This is a genomic window from Streptomyces sp. PTY087I2 (genome assembly GCF_001687325.1).
Taxonomy (GTDB): Bacteria; Actinomycetota; Actinomycetes; order Streptomycetales; family Streptomycetaceae; genus Streptomyces.
In genome coordinates this window covers 50,555-68,177 of sequence record NZ_LZRD01000023.1, presented here as the reverse complement: position 1 = coordinate 68,177, position 17,623 = coordinate 50,555, and the positions used below count along the sequence as shown (strand labels likewise).

17 protein-coding genes are annotated in these 17,623 nt (G+C 71.6%); 5 read left to right on the top strand and 12 right to left on the bottom strand.

The window, feature by feature from the left end; all coding sequences use genetic code 11:
* Positions 1-15: 15 nt before the first annotated feature.
* Positions 16-1,320 (bottom strand): ABC transporter substrate-binding protein, encoded by a 1,305-nt coding sequence (locus A3Q37_RS24890; protein WP_065487862.1) that lies wholly within the window; start codon positions 1,318-1,320, stop codon positions 16-18.
* 235 nt (positions 1,321-1,555) lie between these two features.
* On the opposite strand from A3Q37_RS24890, the gene A3Q37_RS24885 reads away from it, so the two are divergent.
* Positions 1,556-4,390, top strand: a complete 2,835-nt coding sequence (locus tag A3Q37_RS24885; protein ID WP_065487861.1) for a glycosyl hydrolase — start codon at positions 1,556-1,558, stop codon at positions 4,388-4,390.
* 149 nt (positions 4,391-4,539) lie between these two features.
* On the opposite strand, the gene A3Q37_RS24880 is transcribed toward A3Q37_RS24885, so the two are convergent.
* Positions 4,540-5,583 carry a LacI family DNA-binding transcriptional regulator gene (locus A3Q37_RS24880; RefSeq protein ID WP_065487860.1) on the bottom strand — a complete coding sequence of 348 codons (1,044 nt, stop codon included), beginning with the start codon at positions 5,581-5,583 and terminating at the stop codon, positions 4,540-4,542.
* Between the two features lie 175 nt (positions 5,584-5,758).
* Between A3Q37_RS24880 and A3Q37_RS24875 the strand changes: the two genes are divergently transcribed.
* A complete protein-coding gene (locus A3Q37_RS24875; RefSeq protein ID WP_065487859.1) occupies positions 5,759-6,385 on the top strand; it encodes a hypothetical protein in 627 nt (208 codons plus the stop codon).
* An 80-nt stretch (positions 6,386-6,465) separates the two neighbouring features.
* On the opposite strand, the gene A3Q37_RS24870 is transcribed toward A3Q37_RS24875, so the two are convergent.
* Together A3Q37_RS24870 and A3Q37_RS24865 are read right to left on the bottom strand one after the other, a co-directional pair.
* Entirely contained in the window at positions 6,466-6,819 is a 354-nt protein-coding gene (locus tag A3Q37_RS24870; protein ID WP_065487858.1) for a PRC-barrel domain-containing protein, read from the bottom strand.
* Between the two features lie 101 nt (positions 6,820-6,920).
* The gene (locus A3Q37_RS24865) at positions 6,921-7,091 is read right to left on the bottom strand and encodes a DUF5670 family protein (protein ID WP_065487990.1); all 171 of its coding nucleotides are present in this window, start codon (positions 7,089-7,091) and stop codon (positions 6,921-6,923) included.
* A 214-nt stretch (positions 7,092-7,305) separates the two neighbouring features.
* Here A3Q37_RS24865 and A3Q37_RS24860 point away from each other — a divergent pair, with 214 nt between their 5' ends.
* Positions 7,306-7,917, top strand: coding sequence for a Uma2 family endonuclease (locus tag A3Q37_RS24860; RefSeq protein WP_065487857.1), 612 nt, complete (start codon positions 7,306-7,308; stop codon positions 7,915-7,917).
* A 12-nt stretch (positions 7,918-7,929) separates the two neighbouring features.
* Here the strand turns inward: A3Q37_RS24860 and A3Q37_RS24855 are convergent, their stop codons facing one another.
* The 4 genes from A3Q37_RS24855 to A3Q37_RS24840 form a co-directional block, all read right to left on the bottom strand.
* Positions 7,930-8,550 (bottom strand): NADPH-dependent F420 reductase, encoded by a 621-nt coding sequence (locus A3Q37_RS24855; protein WP_065487856.1) that lies wholly within the window; start codon positions 8,548-8,550, stop codon positions 7,930-7,932.
* A gap of 262 nt (positions 8,551-8,812) precedes the next feature.
* Complete coding sequence (locus A3Q37_RS24850) at positions 8,813-10,366, bottom strand: PTS transporter subunit EIIC (RefSeq protein WP_065487855.1); 1,554 nt, start codon at positions 10,364-10,366, stop codon at positions 8,813-8,815.
* 48 nt (positions 10,367-10,414) lie between these two features.
* Positions 10,415-11,413: an N-acetylmuramic acid 6-phosphate etherase gene (murQ, locus tag A3Q37_RS24845; RefSeq protein WP_079137972.1), complete on the bottom strand. Its 999-nt coding sequence runs from the start codon at positions 11,411-11,413 to the stop codon at positions 10,415-10,417.
* A gap of 64 nt (positions 11,414-11,477) precedes the next feature.
* Positions 11,478-12,395, bottom strand: coding sequence for a MurR/RpiR family transcriptional regulator (locus tag A3Q37_RS24840; RefSeq protein WP_006126529.1), 918 nt, complete (start codon positions 12,393-12,395; stop codon positions 11,478-11,480).
* A gap of 94 nt (positions 12,396-12,489) precedes the next feature.
* Between A3Q37_RS24840 and A3Q37_RS24835 the strand changes: the two genes are divergently transcribed.
* Both A3Q37_RS24835 and A3Q37_RS24830 read left to right on the top strand, forming a co-directional pair.
* Positions 12,490-12,861 carry a hypothetical protein gene (locus tag A3Q37_RS24835; RefSeq protein ID WP_065487854.1) on the top strand — a complete coding sequence of 124 codons (372 nt, stop codon included), beginning with the start codon at positions 12,490-12,492 and terminating at the stop codon, positions 12,859-12,861.
* On the top strand, positions 12,858-13,130 hold the full coding sequence (locus A3Q37_RS24830) for a DUF4031 domain-containing protein (RefSeq protein WP_030119412.1): 273 nt from the start codon (positions 12,858-12,860) through the stop codon (positions 13,128-13,130). The genes A3Q37_RS24835 and A3Q37_RS24830 overlap by 4 nt, the downstream gene beginning before the upstream one ends.
* 44 nt (positions 13,131-13,174) lie before the next feature.
* Here A3Q37_RS24830 and A3Q37_RS24825 read toward each other — a convergent pair whose 3' ends face one another.
* The 4 genes from A3Q37_RS24825 to A3Q37_RS24810 form a co-directional block, all read right to left on the bottom strand.
* Positions 13,175-13,846, bottom strand: a complete 672-nt coding sequence (locus tag A3Q37_RS24825; protein WP_065487853.1) for an HAD family acid phosphatase — start codon at positions 13,844-13,846, stop codon at positions 13,175-13,177.
* Positions 13,847-14,039: 193 nt separating this feature from the next.
* Entirely contained in the window at positions 14,040-15,287 is a 1,248-nt protein-coding gene (locus tag A3Q37_RS24820) for a Cmx/CmrA family chloramphenicol efflux MFS transporter (RefSeq protein WP_176711509.1), read from the bottom strand.
* A 119-nt stretch (positions 15,288-15,406) separates the two neighbouring features.
* Positions 15,407-16,651, bottom strand: a complete 1,245-nt coding sequence (locus A3Q37_RS24815) for a PQQ-binding-like beta-propeller repeat protein (RefSeq protein WP_065487851.1) — start codon at positions 16,649-16,651, stop codon at positions 15,407-15,409.
* A 186-nt stretch (positions 16,652-16,837) separates the two neighbouring features.
* On the bottom strand, positions 16,838-17,569 hold the full coding sequence (locus A3Q37_RS24810) for a hypothetical protein (RefSeq protein ID WP_065487850.1): 732 nt from the start codon (positions 17,567-17,569) through the stop codon (positions 16,838-16,840).
* Positions 17,570-17,623: the final 54 nt, after the last annotated feature.

Below are 17,623 nucleotides of genomic sequence, written 5' to 3'. Positions count from 1 at the left end.
GCGTGGACCGGCGGGTCAGCCGATCACGTTGTCCACGCCCTTCTTCGCCGTCCCCCACGCCTTCTCCGACGACACGCCCTTGCGCTCGACCTCGCTCAGCCCGTTCGTGATCTGCTGCATCACGTTCTGGTCGTGCACACCCAGCACCTGGACCGGGGCCTCCTTCGCCGCGTCACCGAAGATCTGGCCGATCGGCGCGCCCGAGAAGTACTCGTCCTTGGCGTCCGCGATCGTCTCGATGGCGCCCGTCGACGACGGGAAGTTGCCCTGCTTCTGGAAGACCTTCGCCTGCTGCTCGGGGGCGGTCAGCCACTCGATGAGGGCGTACGCCTCCTTCTTGTGCTTGGCCGCACGCGGGATGGAGAGGTACGAGCCGCCCCAGTTGCCCGCGCCGCCGGGCAGCTTGGCGATGTCCCACTTGCCCTGGCCGCCGTCGCCGGCCTGGCCCTTGATGTAGCCGAGCATCCACGCCGGGCAGGGGATGGTGGCGAAGGAACCGGCGGCGAACGCCTGGTTCCACTGCGGGGACCACTGGTCGAGCTTGGCGCTCAGGCCCGCCTCGGCCGCCTCCACGGAGGTGTCCCAGGCCTCCTTGACCGCCGGGTTCTTGTCGTAGATCAGCTCGCCGGAGGCGTCGTAGTAGCGCTCCTTCTCCTGGCCGATCATGATCCCGTAGAGCGAGGCGACACTGTCCAGCCAGGCGCTCTTGGCGGGGGCCTTCTTCTTGTACTCCTTGCCCAGCTCCAGGTAGCCGTCCCACGTGGCCCACTTCTTCGCGAGCTCCTCGCGGCCCGTGGGCAGGCCGGCCTTCTTGAAGAGGTCCGTGCGGTAGCACATCGCCTCGGGGCCGACGTCCGTGCCGAGGCCGAGGATCTTGCCGTCCTTGGTGGTCGCCGCCGACCACTTGGCCTCGGCGAACTCGCCCTTGAGCTTGTCGGCCCCGAATTCCTTCAGGTCCTGGAACTTGTCGGACTGCTGCTGGGTGACCGACGCGATCCGGCCCACCTCCACGCCCTGCACGTCCGCCAGGCCGCCGCCGCCCGCCAGCCGGGTCTGGAGCGACTTCCAGTAGTCCGCCTCGTCCTGGGTGTCGCTCTGCTTGATCGTGATGTTCGGGTTGAGCTTCTGGTACTCCTCGTACAGGCCGGCCTCCTTGAAGCCGAAGGACCCGAAGAGGTCGACGTTGAGCGTGACCTTTCCGCCCGCGCTGTCGGAGGAGTCCGACGAGTCGCTGGATCCACAGGCGGCGAGGAGGGCCCCGGCGAGGACGACCGCGCCGAGGCGGACGGTGGCTCTCTTGGCGGCTCGGGCGATGGGCATGGGAAGCCTCCCTTGGCTTCGGGATGAACCGAGCGCCTTGAGAGCGCTCTCAAAACCTGCGTCTGGAGCGTCCCCCACCACCTCCGCCCCGTCAAGACTCGAACGCATAACAGCTTGGGGTTACATCCGATCGCCTCCCAACTGCCGCCTGTGTGCGTTCTCTTGACACTCACGTTTCAGGAGTTTTACGTTCCTTGGCACTTGAGAGCGCTCTCGAACGCGCTCTTCGCCCCCCATGATCGAGGTGCTGCTCGTGCTGACCTCCCTCTCCGGACTCGTTTCCCGAGTCACTCCCAGACTCGCGGCCGCGACGCTCCTCGCGATCGCCGTGGCCGCCGTGGGCCTGGGCCCCGCCGCTTCCCCCGCTGCCGCCGCCACCATCCCCGCCGGCGCCGGCAGCTACACCGACAGCCGTCCCGCCGGTACCTCGGGCCCGACCACCAACACCGGCGCGCCCGTCACCCCGAAGCTCACCGCCGCCGCGCGGGACACCCCGGTCCCGACCAACGACTGGTGGTCCTCGCTGGCCTTCCAGCGCTACGGCGACAACCCGTACAGCACCCCCATGTACGGCCACCCGCTCACGTACCAGGCGACCTCCGGCGGACTGGAGGTCGGCTATCCGACCACGCCCGCGATCGTCGGCGACGGCCGCCAGTACGAGTACGCGCACAAGGCCGACCTCACCGTCGGGCTCTCCGGGCTGAACTCGCCCGACACCAAGGCCGACGCCTGGTCCGACTGGACGGTCACGCCCTACTGGGCCGACGGATCGCGCACCTTCCGGGCCACCATCGGCCACGGCATGCCCTTCGTGTACGCCAAGGGCTCCGGCGGCGACGCCCGCATCGCCACCGCCTCCGCGCCCACCGTCTTCGCCGACGACGGCAACGTCCTCGGCATCACCGTCGCCGGGCACCACTACGCCCTCTTCGCGCCGACCGGCAGCGACTGGAACGTCTCCGGCTCCACGATCACCGCGGGCCTCGGTTCCAAGGACTACTTCTCGCTCGCCGTGCTGCCCTCCACGGACGCGCTCGCCACCTACCGTAAGTACGCCTTCAGCTTCGTCACCGGCTCCCAGGTGGCCTGGCAGACCACCGGCGGCAACGTCCGGGCGACCTACTCCCTGACCACCGAGGCCAAGGAGGGCACCGAGCGCGGCACGCTCCAGGCCCTCTACCGCCACCAGTGGCTGCACACGACCGACGCGCTGACCCCATACACGTACGTCTCGCCGCGCGGCACGATGAAGGTGCGCGAGTCCGCCACCTTCACCACCAGCCAGAAGAACAACGGCGTCGTGCCCGCGCTGCCCGCCTCCAGCGGCGTCGACAAGGCCCGGCTCATCGGCTATCTCAACGAGGTCGCGAACGCCTCCGACCCGTTCTCCGGGGCCACCGACACCTATTGGACCGGCAAGGCGCTCGGCCGGCTCGCCCAGCTGGTGCCCGTCGCCGACCAGATCGGCGAGAGTGCCACCCGCGACAAGCTCCTCGGCCTGATGAAGGGCCGGCTCCAGGAGTGGTTCACGGCGGGCGGCGCCAGCGAGTTCAGCTACGACAAGGACTGGAAGACCCTCACCGGCTACCCGGCCTCGTACGGCAGCGACACTGAGCTCAACGACCACCACTTCCACTACAGCTACTACGTCTACGCGGCGGCGATCATCGCCCAGTACGACCAGGCCTGGGCGGCCGACTCGGCCTGGGGCACGATGGTCAAGCACCTGATCCGCGACACCGCCAACCCCAGCCGCACCGACTCCGCCTACCCCTTCCTGCGCGGCTTCGACGTATACGCCGGCCACAGCTGGGCCTCCGGCCACCAGGGCTTCGCGGCGGGCAACAACCAGGAGTCGTCATCGGAGTCCATCAACCTCAGCGCGGGGCTCGTCCTCTGGGGCTCGGCCACCGGTGACAACGCCCTGCGGGACCTGGGCAGTTACCTGCTGACGACGGAGTCCGAGGCGATCACCCAGTACTGGTTCGACGCCGACGAGCAGGTCTTCCCCGCCTCCTTCGGCCACGACACGGTCGGCATGGTCTGGGGCAGCGGCGGCGCGTACGCCACCTGGTGGACCGCCAACCCGGAGGAGATCCACGGCATCAACGTCCTCCCGGTGACCGGCGGTTCACTCCACCTCGCCCGCGAGAAGGCCGCCATCAAGCGGAACATCGCCGAGATGGAGCGCGAGAACGGCGGGCCCGCACAGGAGTGGCGCGACCTGCTCTGGGAGTTCGAGTCGCTGGCCGACCCGGCGGCCGCGAAGGCCAAGTGGGACGGCGTGAACGGGAATTACGAGCCGGAGCAGGGTGAGTCCAGGGCGCACACCTACCACTGGATCAACACCCTCGACGCGGTCGGCGCCCCCGACATGACGGTCAGCGGGGACATCCCGACCTCCGCCGTCTTCTCCAAGAACGGGACGCGCACCTACACCGCGCACAACCACGGCTCCAGTGCCCGTACGGTGACCTTCTCCGACGGCAAGACCCTGTCCGTGCCCGCCCGTTCGACGGCCACGAGCACAGGACCCGGCGGCAGCAACCCCGACCCGGAGGAGCCGGAGGAGCCCGGGGAGCCGTCCACCGGGAACACCTTCCGCCTCAAGACCGGCGGCGTCCTCACCACCGCCACCACCGACCCGGCGGGCGCGGACACCATCGCCTCGGCCGACGGCGTCAACCGGGACGGCACCCCGTACCGTCCGACCGTCTACGAGGTGAAGAACGTCAACGGCAAGGTCGCCGCCGGGGCCGCCACCGCGTTCCGCCTCCGGGTGGACGCGGGCACCAAGGTCGGGCTCGCCCCGCAGGTCCGGGTCAGCTACGACCTGACCGGCGACGGCACGTTCGACCGGGCCGAGACCTTCCGATACTTCGCGACCGACCCGGTCGCCGGGTGGGAGGAGTACACGCAGGCGGCGGGCGTCCAGGCGGCCACGGGCAGCCTGGGCGAGCTGAAGAACGGCACGGTCCGGCTGGAGATCTGGAACGCGCTCGGCAACGGCACGTCCCAGGTGCAGACCGGCACGGACGCGGCGGTGCTGCGGATCCCGTACGTGTAGGTCCTGTGCGGGAGGACACCCCGTACGCGTAGAACGCTGACGTACGGGCACGATCCGTGCGGCGGGTCTCCGGCTCCTCAGGGCGGAGGCCCGCCGTACGTTTTGGCGCGGTGAGGGTGGGGGCGGCCCGCCCTGCGCCCCGGTCGGGGTCAGGCCGAGGCTCGCCGTACCAGCGTGACCGGGGTGATCACCGACTCCGGGACGCCGCCGCTGCCCGTACGGTCCCGGTCCAGCGCGCGCAGCAGCAGCCGGGCCATCAGCCGCCCCTGCTCCTCGATCTCCTGGCCGATGGTGGTCAGCGGCGGGTCGGTCTCCGAGGCCACCGAGTCCATGTCGTCGAACCCGACCAGCGCCACCTGCTCCGGCACGGAGATCCCCCGCTCGCGCAGGACCCGCAACGCACCCGACGCCATCAGGTCGTTGGCGACGAACACCGCGTCCAGATCGGGCCGCCTCTCCAGCAGCTCCGCCATCGCCCGGGCCCCGCTCTCCACGGTGAACGCCCCGTCGGCGACGAGCGTCGGGTCGATGTCGAGCAGCACGTCCCGGTAGCCGTCGAGCCGGTCCATCGCCGAGGTCTGGTCGGCGGGCCCGGCGATGTGCGCGATGCGCCGGCGCCCCAGGTCCCGCAGATACTGCACGGCCAGCCGCGCGCCGCCCCGGTTGTCCGCGTCGACGTACGGGACGGCCTGGTCGCCCGGGTCGGCGGTCCAGCTGGGCCGGCCCCCGTACACCGCCGGAATGCCGGCCCGGCGGGTGATCGCGGGGACCGGGTCGTCGGTGTGCAGCGAGAACGCGAGCGCCCCGTCGACATGGCCGCCGGCCAGATACCGGGCGATCCGGTCGAAGTCCCCGGGCCCCTCCACCAGCAGTAGGACGAGCTGGGTGTCGTGAGCGGTGAGCTCCTTGCTTATGCCCCGGATCTGCTGGGAGAAGAAGGGGTCCGAGAAGAACCGGGTCTCCGGCTCCGCGATGACCACGGCGACCGCTCCGGTGCGCCGGGTGACGAGGGTCCGGGCCGCGTGGTTCGGGATGTAGCCCAGCTCGTCGACGGCCTTGAGCACCTTGTCCACGAGCGGCTTGCGGACGCCGTCGCCCCCGTTGACGACCCGCGAGGCGGTGGCCCGCGACACGCCCGCGCGTGCCGCGACGGCTTCCAGGGTGGGGCGGGACCCGGGGGACTGCTCGGGCAAGGCGGTCGCTCCTTGTCGACGGGGCGGCGATACGCGGGCTGGTGCGTGCGTCTGCGTCTGCGCGTACGTGCGCGTGGTGCGTGCTCGGTGTCGCCGCCGGATCGTCTACAGCCTAGCGCCGGGCGCCGACAGCGTTGAGAGCGCTCCCAGAGGCGGTGGTGGTTACGCTGCTGCGATGACCGGTGACGAGGCGGTACGCGAGGGAGTACGGGCAGGGGAACGGGCGGCTCGCCGTCTGGCGGAGCTGGGGGTGTGCGAGCTGGAACCCGGTCTGAACGATGCGGAGTTCGACCGGATCGAGGCGGAGTACGGCATCGAGTTCGCCCCCGACCACCGGGCCTTCCTGGCGGCCGGGCTGCCGGTGGACCGGGCGGCGCCCCCGGGGGAGGGCGAGTCCCGGCGTAACCCGTGGCCCGACTGGCGGGACGGCGACCCGGAGCTGATCCGGGAGCGGCTGGGGCGGCCGGTGGAGGAACTGCTGTTCTCGGTGGAGCACGGCTGGTGGCTGCCCGGCGGGCGGTGGGGGGCGCGCCCGGCGGACCCGGCGGAGGCGGTGGCGGCGGCCCGGGCCGCGCTCGGTTCCGTACCGACGCTGATCCCGCTCTACTCGCACCGGTACCTGGCGGCTGGGGCGGCTCATGGGCGGCCGGTGCTCTCCGTCGTCGGTGCGGACGTCATCCACTACGGCCGGGACCTGGCGGAGTGGGTGGAGCGGGAGTTCGGGGACCTGGACCCGGAGGAGGGGTGGCCGGAGCCGGCCGCCGGGGCCCGGGTGCCGTTCTGGTCGGACCTGGCGGTCTGAGGGCTCACGCGCGAGACGGCGGGGCCGGCCCCTCCCCGGGGTCGGGCCCGCCGCCGTTCGAAGGCGTACGCCGGTCTCCGTCACATGATGCGGAACGCCAGGTAGTACGCGGACAGTTGCTCGTGGTAGGCCGGGTCCTCGGTCTGCTGGTGGCGGTCGAACTCCGGGGAGTCCTTGACCTGTTCCTTGGTGAGGTCGACGTAGACCTTCCGGTCCTCCGTGTCGATGCGCTTCACCGTGCCCGCGGGCAGCAGGACGTCCTTGCCGAAGATCCAGACCCCGGTGTCGACGAGCAGATAGGCGGAGCCCACCTCGTCGGAATGCTTGTCGACCTTTCCGATACCGCCGTCGGTCGCCTCGACCGAATAGCCGGTCAGATCGATTCCCGCGATATGACCGCTCGACGGCTGGTAGCCCCACAGGGAGTCGCTCATTGTGGCTCCTTTCGCGAAGGTCGCCCGGGCCGTTGTTTTCGGTGTTTTCCCGGTGATCGGACTTCGTGTGCCCGGGGAGAGGTGGCCTACACCCGGTGCGCCTACCAGCGGTACCACCGGCCGCGTCGGCCGCCACCGGCGGCGGGGCGGACGAAGAACCCTATGAGCCAGAGCACCAGGACGATCACGGCTATCCACCAGAGAGCCTTGACCGCGAATCCGGCGCCGAAGAGAACCAGGGCGAGCAGAAGAACGAGAAGAAGGGGAACCATGATTATCAACCTCCGGAAATTCAGGTTCCCGCTGATGCTTTTCGTATGCACGGGGATTCCCGGGGGATTTTGTCCGTGGGCGGGGCGGCGCCGGGCGGGATGGCGTGCTGCCTGCGCGCGGCCACTCGTTCGTGGGACGCTGTGAGGGAACGGCCGTCGGCCGTGAAACCCCGATCTAGCCTGCTCGGCAAGGCCACGGAAGAAGGGACCCGCGATGACCGCAGCGTTTGTCGAGAACGGCCAGGCAGCGGATGGGCGCGCGTGGGACTACCTGCTGCGGACGTGGCGTGAGCTGGACGTGCCCGAGGGCTGGCGCGCCGAGATCGACGAGGGGCAGATCGTTTTGGTACCGCCGCCGCACGCACACCACAACGGGATCGCCGAAGCGGTACAGAGCCGTCTCTACAGGGGCCTGCCCGATGGGCTGGGGATCTACCAGACCCTCGGCGTGCACATTGCCCCGCTGGGCAAGCTGTACGTCCCCGATCTGGTGGTCATGCCGAGGGTATTGATCTCAGACGCCGATCCGGATACCAGCGACCCGATGGACGCCTCGGAGGCGCTGCTCGTCGTCGAGATCACCTCGCGCGGCAACGCGCGGGAGGACCGCACCAAGAAGTACCGCGCGTATGCCCGGGCGGGCGTCCCGATGTATCTCCTGATCGACCGGTTCGACACCCGGGGGCCGATGGTGACGCTGTTCACCGAGCCGAACGAGGACGGCACCTACAAGCACACGGACGCGGTGCCGTTCGGCAAGCCGCTGACGGTCCCGTCCCCGTTCGACGTACAGCTGCCGACGGAGGAGTTCCCGGGCGCTTCGTGAGCTGTCGGGCGACTACGGCCGGGTGACCACCTTGATGTTGAAGGTGTGGGAGTTCACCCCGCCCGCGATCCCCATGAACAGGAACGCGAAGTGCTCCTGGCCGCGCGCGGTCGTGATGCCGCCGATGTCGAGCTGGGCGGAGGCCGGCCAGCCGAGGTCGGTGAGCAGCCGGCCGGTGGTGGCCTTGGCTTCGGGGTCGTCGCCGGAGAGGAAGACCGTGCCCGGCTCGGTGAGTTCGCCCGGGGCGACCATGGTCGTCGAGTCCATCGTGCAGAGCGTCTTGACGACGGGGGTCAGGGGGAAGGCCTCCTGGATCAGTTCGCCCAGGCTGCTGTTGGGGTGGGTGAGGGCGCTGAAGTCGTCGGAGAGGCCGACCCCTACGTCGATCAGCAGGGTGCCGGCCAGCGCCGGGGCCCCGATCGAGCGGAGCAGGTCCACCGAGACGCCGCCGGGCGTCGCGTTGACCAGGACCTCCGCGTGGGCGGCCGTCTCGTCCAGGCCCGCGACGGGCAGGCCGAGGTCGGTCCGTTCCTTCGGATGACGCGATCCGAGGAGGACGTCGTGCCCTGCGGCGCGCCAGCCGGTGGCCAGGGCGCGGGCGACATTTCCGGTGCCGAGCAGTCCGATTCGCATGAGGACGACGCTAGGTGGCGGGGTACCGGGGGCGGATCGGGCTGGAGACCGGGGTGGGGCGGCCCTTGAGGCGTAGTCCGCAGGACGTGGCTCGTAGGACGGAGGGCGTGGTTCGTGGGGCCGCCCGCAGGCGTAGTCCGCAGGACGCCCCCGGTCCGCCGCCCACAGGCGTAGTCCGCAGGACGCCCCCGGGCCGCCGCCCACCGGGGTGGGGCGGCGGACCGGGGGCGCGCAAACCGGGCTCGGGCCTGAAGTCCTGAGGTCAGACCCCCGCCGGGGTCTTCGCCGGGGAGTCCGGGTCCGTGCCGCCGGAGTCCGGGCCGTCCGCGTTCGGTGCCGTAGCGGGATGCGGGCCGCCCGTCGCCGCGACCGTCGACGGGGTCGGTTCCTGGGAGACGTTGAACTCGGTCAGCAGGTCCCTGCTGAAGCCGAAGAAATACGTGGCCAGGAAGCCGGCGACGTACCCCACCAGCAGGCCGCCCGCGTAGATCGCGATCGTCGAGCCCAGGCCGTGGTTGCCGTCCAGGAGCGGGAACAGGGCCCAGCCGGACGGGCCGATGGCCGTCGAGCCGACCGTGTCGCCGAGCTGGTTGAACAGGCCGACGAAGCCGCCGCCGAACGCCCCGCCCACGCACGCCGTGATGAACGGGCGGCCCAGCGGGAGCGAGACGCCGTAGATCAGCGGTTCGCCGACGCCCAGCAGACCCGCCGGGAGCGCCGACTTGATGGTGCGGCGGATCGACTCGTTGCGGGGGAGGCGGAAGTAGACCGCCATCGCCGCGCCGACCTGGCCCGCCCCGGCCATCGCCAGGATCGGCAGCAGGACCGTGTAGCCCTGCTGCTCGATGAGCGTCGTGTGGATCGGGATCAGCGCCTGGTGCAGGCCCAGCATGACCAGCGGCAGGAACAGGCCGCCGAGGACGAAGCCCGCGCCCGCGCCGCCGTTGGAGAGCAGCCAGTCGGCGAACGTACCGATCGCGGAGGAGATCTCCCCGGCCACGTACATCAGGCCGAAGATCGTCACCAGGCCGGAGATCAGCACCGTCAGGGTCGGGGTGACCAGGACGTCCAGCGCCTCCGGCACCCACCGGCGGCACCACTTCTCCACGTACACCGCGAGAACCGCCGCGCCCAGCGCGCCGAGCACACCGCCCTGGCCCGGCGACAGCGTCTGGCCGAAGGCGTCGATGTTCGCGACGCCCGGGAAGACGATGATCGCCGCCACCGCCCCGCCCAGGATCGGCGTGCCGCCGAACTCCTTCGCCGTGTTGTAGCCCACGAACACCGCGATCAGCGCCATGAAGCCCGACGCCATCGCCGCCAGCGCGGGCGTCACGCCGGGCAGCCACCCCAGGTTCACCAGCAGACCGTTGAGGCCCGCGATGATCCCGCAGCCGATCAGCGCCGGGATCAGCGGCACGAAGATGTTGGCGATCTTGCGCAGGAACAGCTTGAACGGGGTCGCGTTCTTCGCCTTCTGCTGGGCCTTGATCGCCGCGCCCTGCGCCGCCAGATCGTCGGCGGAGACGGCGGCCTGCGCGGGTGCGGTCTCGCGCTCCTCCTCGACCAGCTGCTCGAACTCCGGGGTGACCCGGGCGACCGTGCCCGGACCCAGCACGATCTGGTACGTGTCGTCCTCGACGACGCCCATCACGGCGGGCAGGGCCTTCAGCGCCTCGTCGTCGACGAGGGACCGGTCGTGCAGCCCGAGGCGGAGCCGGGTCATGCAGTGGGCGATGGACGCGACGTTCGCGGCCCCGCCGACGAGCGGCAGGATCGCGGCCGCGGTGGCGCGGTTCTTGTGTTCAGTGGCCATGGTGCTCGGTGCCTTGCTGTGCGGGGCGTGGGGGGCCCAGGGGGTGGGTCAGGTGGTGCGTACGGCCGCGAGCGCGGCGCGGAGGTGGCCGTCGGACTCGGTGAGGAGCCGGGCGGCGGTGGGGCCGTCGACCTGGCCGAGGACGACCAGGATCGCGTTCTTGACCTCGCCGTCGGTGGCGGCGAGCGCGGCCTCGATCGTCGCGTCGGACGCGCCGGTGGCCAGGGAGACGATGTGCCGGGAGCGGGCCCGCAGCTTCTCGTTGGAAGCGCGGACGTCGACCATGAGATTCCCGTACGTCTTGCCGAGCCGGATCATCGTGAGCGTCGAGATCATGTTGAGGACCAGCTTCTGCGCCGTGCCCGCCTTCAGCCGGGTCGAGCCGGTGAGCAGCTCGGGGCCGGTGACGATCTCCAGGCCGTGTTCCGCCGCCGCGGCGAGCGCGGAGTCCGCGTTGCAGGACAGGCCGATCGTCAGGGCACCCCGGGCGCGGGCGTGCTCGACCGCGCCGATCGCGTACGGCGTACGGCCCGAGGCGGAGATGCCGACCACCGTGTCGTCGGCGGTCAGCTTCAGCGCGTCCAGGTCGGCGGCGGCCAGCTCCTTGCTGTCCTCCGCGCCCTCGACGGCCGTGACCATCGCGGAGGGGCCGCCCGCGATCAGGCCGACGACCTCGGCCGGGTCGGTGTTGAAGGTGGGCGGGCACTCGCTGGCGTCCAGCACCCCGAGCCGGCCCGCCGTGCCCGCGCCTGCGTAGACCAGCCGGCCGCCGCGGGCCATGCGCTCGGCGGTGGCGTCGATGGCCGCGGCGATCTGCGGCAGCCGCGCGGCGACGGCGGCCGGGACCGTGGCGTCCTCGCCGTTCATGATCCGCGCGATCTCCTCGGTGGACAGCCGGTCGATCTCGGCCAGCTCGGGGCGGAACGCCTCGGTGGTGAGGGTGGCCAGCTGGGCCCGGAGCTCGCCGTACGTCCCGGAGGTCCCGGATGCCCCGGGGGTGCCGGTGGCGCCGGGGGTGTCGGTGTTCGCGTCGGTGGTGGAGGTCATGAGGTGCGGCTCAGCTTTCTCGGGGTGCTCGGTCTCGTACGTGTACGGGTGGGGCGGGGAAGGGTCAGCGGGTGCGCGGGGTGTGGCGGTGGGCCAGCGCCTCGTAGGAGGCGGCCAGGGCGGGCGCGGCGGTCTCGTACGTCCGCTGCGCGACGCCTATGAACAGGCAGTCCACGACGAGCAGCTGGCTCGTCCGGCTCGACATCGCGGCGGGGCGCAGCTCGCTCTCGCGCGCGGTGGACGTGGTCAGCACATGGTCCGCGTACTGCGACACGGGCCCGTCGGGCCGCCCGGTGATCGCGATCGTCGTCGCCCCGTGGTCGAACGCGACCCGCAGCGGCTCGATCACGTCGCCGGTGGAGCCGGAGTGGGTGATCGCGATGGCCACGTCGCCGCTGCGCAGCTGCACGGCGTTGGTCACCGCGAGGTGCGGGTCCATGTGGGCGTGGGCGATCAGCCCGATCCGGAGCAGCTTCTGCGCCAGGTCCTGGCCGACGAGGGAGGAGGCCCCGACACCGTAGATGTCGATGCGGCGGGCGGTCGAGGCGGCGGCGACGGCCGCCCCCAGCTGTACGGTGTCGAGCCCGGCGGCGGTGTCGGCGAGGGTCTGCTGCTCGTCGTAGGCGAGCTTGGCGACCACGTCGGCGATCGGGTCGTCCACCGCGATGTCGGCGGTGACGGCCGGGGCCCGGCCGGACTCCTGGTGCGCGGCGAGACCGGCCAGCGCGAGGCGCAGGTCCCGGTAGCCGGGGTAGCCGAGGAGGCGGGCGGTGCGGACGACGGTGGCTTCGCTGGTGCCGGTGCGCTCGGCGAGACCGGTGACGGTGAGGGCGGCGCAGCCTGCGGGGTCGCCCGCGACGGCTTCGGCGACCAGCTGCATCGAGCGGGTCATGGAGGGGGCGAGGGTCCGGACCTTGGCGGCGAGGGCCGCGGGGGCGGGCGGAGAGTCGCTGCTGAAAATTTCCTTCACATCACTGGTCACACCTGAAAGATATTTTCAACCTCGGGGTCCGTCAACCCCCTTTGGTCCCTACCTCTGGCGGTGCCTCCGGCGGGCCCTCGCGCACAATGGGGGCATGGAGTTGAACCCCCTGGAGCAGGCCCTGCACGCCGCCCGCGCCCTCGTCATGGCCGATCTGGCGGCGGCCGACGTCGCCGAGGCGGACATCGTCTCGCTGGTCGAGGACGCGGTGACGCACCGGCGGTGGTGGGTGGAGCAGTGGCCCGAGGGTGCGGAGTACGTCGCCGGTCTGGTCGCCCAGGACGTCCAGGACGCGCTGCTGGAGCGGTACGGGCGGTGGCCGCTGTGCCCCGCGTGCTCGCCGGAGGACGAGCCGCACGCCCTGGAGGTCGAGCCGGAGCTCGGGCCCGACCCGCACTGGGTCTGCACCAAGGCGGCGGTGGCGGTGGCGCCGGTGGGGGCGCTGGCCGAGGTGCTGCGGCGGTGACGCTCTACATCGACCCGCCCACCTGGCCCGGACACGGCCGTCTCTGGTCGCACCTGGTGAGCGATGTCTCGTTCGAGGAGCTGCACGCCTTCGCCGCCGCGATCGGCTGCCCGCCGCGCGCCTTCGAGCGCGACCACTACGACGTACCGGAGGCGCACTACGCGGACGCGGTACGGGCCGGGGCCCGGGAGATCGGCTCGAAGGAGCTGGTCCGGCGGCTCACGGCGGCGGGCCTCCGGCGGCCGAAGGGGCGGCCGGCGCCGGGGTAGGCCGCCCCGGCGGCCCGCCGCCCGGCCGTTCCGTAGGCGAGGCCCTAGGAGAGCTTGCCGTCGTAGTCCGGGAGCTTGAAGCCGCGTTCGGCGTGGCCGCCGACGAGGTCGGTGGTGTTGTTCCCGATATTGGCGATGATCTTGTAGCCCTTCGCCTCGATCTCCGCCCGCTGCTCGGTCTTGTAGGCGCTGACCTCCTCGAAGAGGTCGGGCAGGCTGCGCGCGTGGAGGCCGTCGACCGGGTAGCCGGCCTTCTTCAGGTTCCAGTCCGTGAGGGAGTGGATGATGCCCGGCCGCGCGGTGACGAAGAAGACGGCCGCGCCGCGCGCGTCGGCGTAGCGGGCCAGTTCGCGGACATCCTCCACGGCGGGGGTGGGCAGCTTCCAGAACGGGTGGAAGTGCGTCTCCAGCGCGGTGTTGTCGATGTCGAGGACGATCGCCTGCTTCTCGCTCCCGGCGCTCTCCGTCCGGGCCTCGATCCAGGGGCGTGCCTCGGCGACGACCGCCGCGACGTCCCGTCGCCAGGCGGCGTAGTCGACGTCCGCGGCGAGGGTGGCGGCGGAGGCCGCGGGAGCGGTCGCGGGAGCGGTCGCGGGAGCGGTACGGGCCGGAGCCTGCGTCTCCGTCGCGCCGGCCGAGGTGACGGGGATCGCGACGAGGGCGAGCGTCGCGGTCAGTGCCGCGGCGGTGCGCTGGATGGTGGCGCCTGCATGCATGGGGACTCCTGGGTGGGGAACCTGCCAATGGCCCGTACGCCGTGACCCGGCGACGGGTTGTCATGCTCGCGCTCAATGATGAAGGGCGGATGGCCGTCTCACTACTGGCCGGTAGCGACTTTTTCGGCTGCTGTTCGGTGCCCCGACGGCTATCGGCCGGACGGCGGCCGAAAGCGGTTGGGTGGGGCCGGAGCTACGGAGTCACGCGCCCGGCGCGAGCCGCCGCGCTCTCCGCGCTGCCCGTCGCCGCCCCGCTCTTCGCGATCAGCCGGGACCGGGACCGCGACTCGCCCGTGCCGCCGCGCTGGAGGCGCAGCGCCATGCCCACCGCCGCCAGGGCCAGGGCCGTCATCGCCGCGCCCGCCCAGGCCGTGGAGGCGAAGCCGAAGTCCAGGTCGATCACCGTGCCGCCGAGCCACGGGCCACTCGTGTTGCCCAGGTTGAACGCGGCCGTCGTGGTGGCCCCGGCCAGCGTCGGGGCGGCCCCGGCCACGTTGAACATCCGGGCGTTCAGCGCGGGGGCCGTGAAGAAGGCGGACAGGCCCAGCAGGAAGGACAGCGCGATGACCGCCACCTGGCTGGAGGCGAACAGCGCCAGCGCCACCAGGAACACCGTCGACGCCGTGATCCCGCTCAGCATCACCCCGAAGAGGTGCGCGTCCGCGACCCGGCCGCCGATCATCGTGCCGATCAGCGCGCCCACCCCGAACAGGCCGAGGATCCACGGCACCCAGCCCGAGTCCAGCCCCGCCACGTCCGTCAGCAGCGGCGCGAGATAGCTGAACGCGCAGAACACCCCGCCCGCCGCGAGCGCGGTGATCACGATGGCCGGCCAGACCTGCCGGTCCCGGTAGATCGCCAGCTCCCGCCTCAGCTCGGGCTTCCTCTCGGGCAGCGGGATGTGCGGGATACGCGTGATCACGCCGGCCAGGGCCACCGCCGAGGCCGCGCCGACCGCCCAGAACGCCGAGCGCCAGCCGAGGTGCTCGCCGAGGAAGGCCCCCAGCGGCACGCCCAGCACGTTGGCGACGGACAGACCGCCGATCATCACGGCCATCGCCCGCGCCCGCTGGTTCACCGGGACCATCGCGATGGCCACGGCCGCGCCGACCGCCCAGAAACCCGCGCAGGCCAGCGCGCTCACGATGCGGGAGGCGAAGAGGACCTCGTACGTCGGAGCCAGCGCACCGGCGATCTGGCCCAGGCCGAACACCGAGATCAGCGCGATGAGCGTGGTGCGGCGCGGCAGCCGCAGCGTGGCGACGGCCAGCAGCGGGGCGCCGACGACCATGCCGATCGCGAACGCGGATATGAGGAGCCCGGCCTGCGGGATCGACACGTTCATGTCGTCGGCGATCGGCGGGAGCAGGCCCGACAGCATGAACTCGCTGGTGCCGAGTGCGAAGACCGAGAGGCCGAGAATGTATACGGCCAGGGGCATGGGTGCGCGGCGGGAGGGAGAGTCGGGCATGACTCGTCCCAACGCCGGGGAACGCATCCGCATTCCCCGGCCGCGGGAGGGGGCCAGCCCGTTCACACCCCCGTCACACAGGTCACGTGTCACACGGGCAGGGCGTGCAGCTTCTTGCCGTGCAGGGCGTAGACGCGCTTCCCGTCGGTGGCCACCAGCCAGGCGTGGTGGTCGCCGGTCTTGTCGTTGAACGTCCAGCGCAGGCCGCCCGTCTTGGCGTCGAACGCGTGGATGCCGCCCTGCGGGTCCAGGTCGGTGGCCGCGTAGAGGGTGGAGCCCGCCTTCACGAACTGCCGGGGCACCTGAGCGCCCGCGTCCTTGAGGGCCGTGGACTGCCAGACCTTCTTTCCGGTCCCCGGCTGGAGGGCCCACAGCGTGCGGCCGCTGTCCGCGATGTACAGCACGTCCTCCACGAGGCTCGGCTCCCGGAACAGGGTGAACTCCTCGGCCTCGACCGACCACTTCTCGGCCCCGTCGGACAGCGCGAAGGCCTGGAGCCGCCGGCCCTGCGGGACGATCACCAGATCCTGGTGGACGACGAACGGTCCGTAACTCGTCTTCGTCGTCTTCTGCGTCCACACCTGGCGGCCGGTGGCGGTGTCGCGGACCGTGAGGTTGTTCTTGAAGTCGGTGTAGACGAGGTGGCGGCCGTGGACGGCGGCGTGGATGCCGTTCTGTTCGGTGCCGAGGTCGCGCTGTTCCTTCCAGGCGACCTTGCCCGTGGTGCTGTTCAGCGCGGCGATCACGTTGGTGCGGGAGGAGTTGTCGGCCTCCAGGATCTCGGCGATGACGTACACCTGCTCCCCGTCCACCGCGATCGGCCGGGGCTGCCGGTACTCCTTGCCGAGGTGGCTGCGCCAGGTCTCCTTGCCGGACCCCGGTACGTAACCGATGACGTTGCCGTCGTACGTGCCGCTGGCCAGGTACAGCGTGCCGTTGCCGAGCAGCAGCGGCGCACCGGGCACCGCGCCGCCGGGCAGCGACCACCGCTCCTTGCCGGTCGCGCCGTCGAGCGCGGCCAGCGGGTCGCCGCTCGCGATGACCACGCCGTCCACGGTCACCAGCTCGTCGTTGTCCCCGTACGTCTGCGCGGAGGTCGACTTCGTCCACAGGGGTGCGGGGGCCCCGCCGTCCTTGCTCCCCTGGCCGCCCTTGCCGTTCTCGGGGGACTTGTCGCGCGGCGGCGGCGTGCTGCCCTCGCCGCCGGTCGCGAGCTCGTCCTCGCAGCCGGTCAGGCCGGCCCCGAGCACCGCCATCGTGAGACTACCACCGGCGAGTCGCAGTATTCGCCGCCGGGAAGTTCTGCCGACCGTCGTGCCGAGTCCCTTGGACATTTCGCGGTACCCCCGTGGAGTTGTCTGAGCGGAAAGATGAACGGGCTGTCTTTGCAGAGTGTGTGCATCTGCGATGCGAGACGTTAGCGGCCGAGGGGCTTCACCGGTCGGGCGAGGGCGTGACCGGGACGACACCGTGAACGAACCGGAACATTTACGGGGCCGGGGCCGGGACCTGGTGCGTGGTCAGCCGGTGCCGGTGCCGGTGCCGGTGCTTGTGCCTGTGCCGGACGAGGTCAGCAGCTCCAGCTCCGTCGCCAGGTTGTGCCGGGCTCGTGCTTCCCACTCCGCCGAGCCGTGGGGCGTACGGAACAGGCGTGGCAGCCCGAGGAGTTGCCGCAGTACGTCCGCCCGGCCTGCCCGGAACGCCTCGTCGGGCACGAAGCCGTACTCCTCCCGGACCTGGGCCGCGTACGCCCCGTACTCCTGCGGGCCGCCCGCCAGGATCGCCAGGTCGGCGTCGCACAGCACCTCGCCGTTGCGGTCGCCGTCGGCCGGGTCGTGCGTGACGGTGAGCCGCACCAGCCGGGCGACCTCCGCCACCGTCGCGTCCGGCACCCCCGCCTCGGCCAGCGCGCGCTCGGCGAGGGCGGCGCTGCGCTCCTCGTTCTCGCTCCGGTCGGGCCGGTACACGGCGTCGTGGAACCAGGCGGCGAGCCGTACGGCATGCACGTCGTCGGCGTGCCCGGCCAGCGTGTCGACCCGGTCCAGGACCGTGCTCAGGTGGGCGGTGGTGTGGTAGCGGCGCTGCGGTTCGGCCCAGCGGGCGAGGAGGTTCTCGGCGTACGGCAGCGGATCGGGTCCGTCCGCCCCGGCACGCGCGGCCACCAGCGTGTCGTGCCAGCGGTCCCGGAGACCGGCCTCGGCGTCGGTGTCGCTGTCGGAGCCCTGGGGCGGGTGGGGGCTGTGGTCCGTCATGGGGGCGACTCTAGGACGTGCGTGGCCGGTTCTTGGCGTACGGGGTCGGGGCGA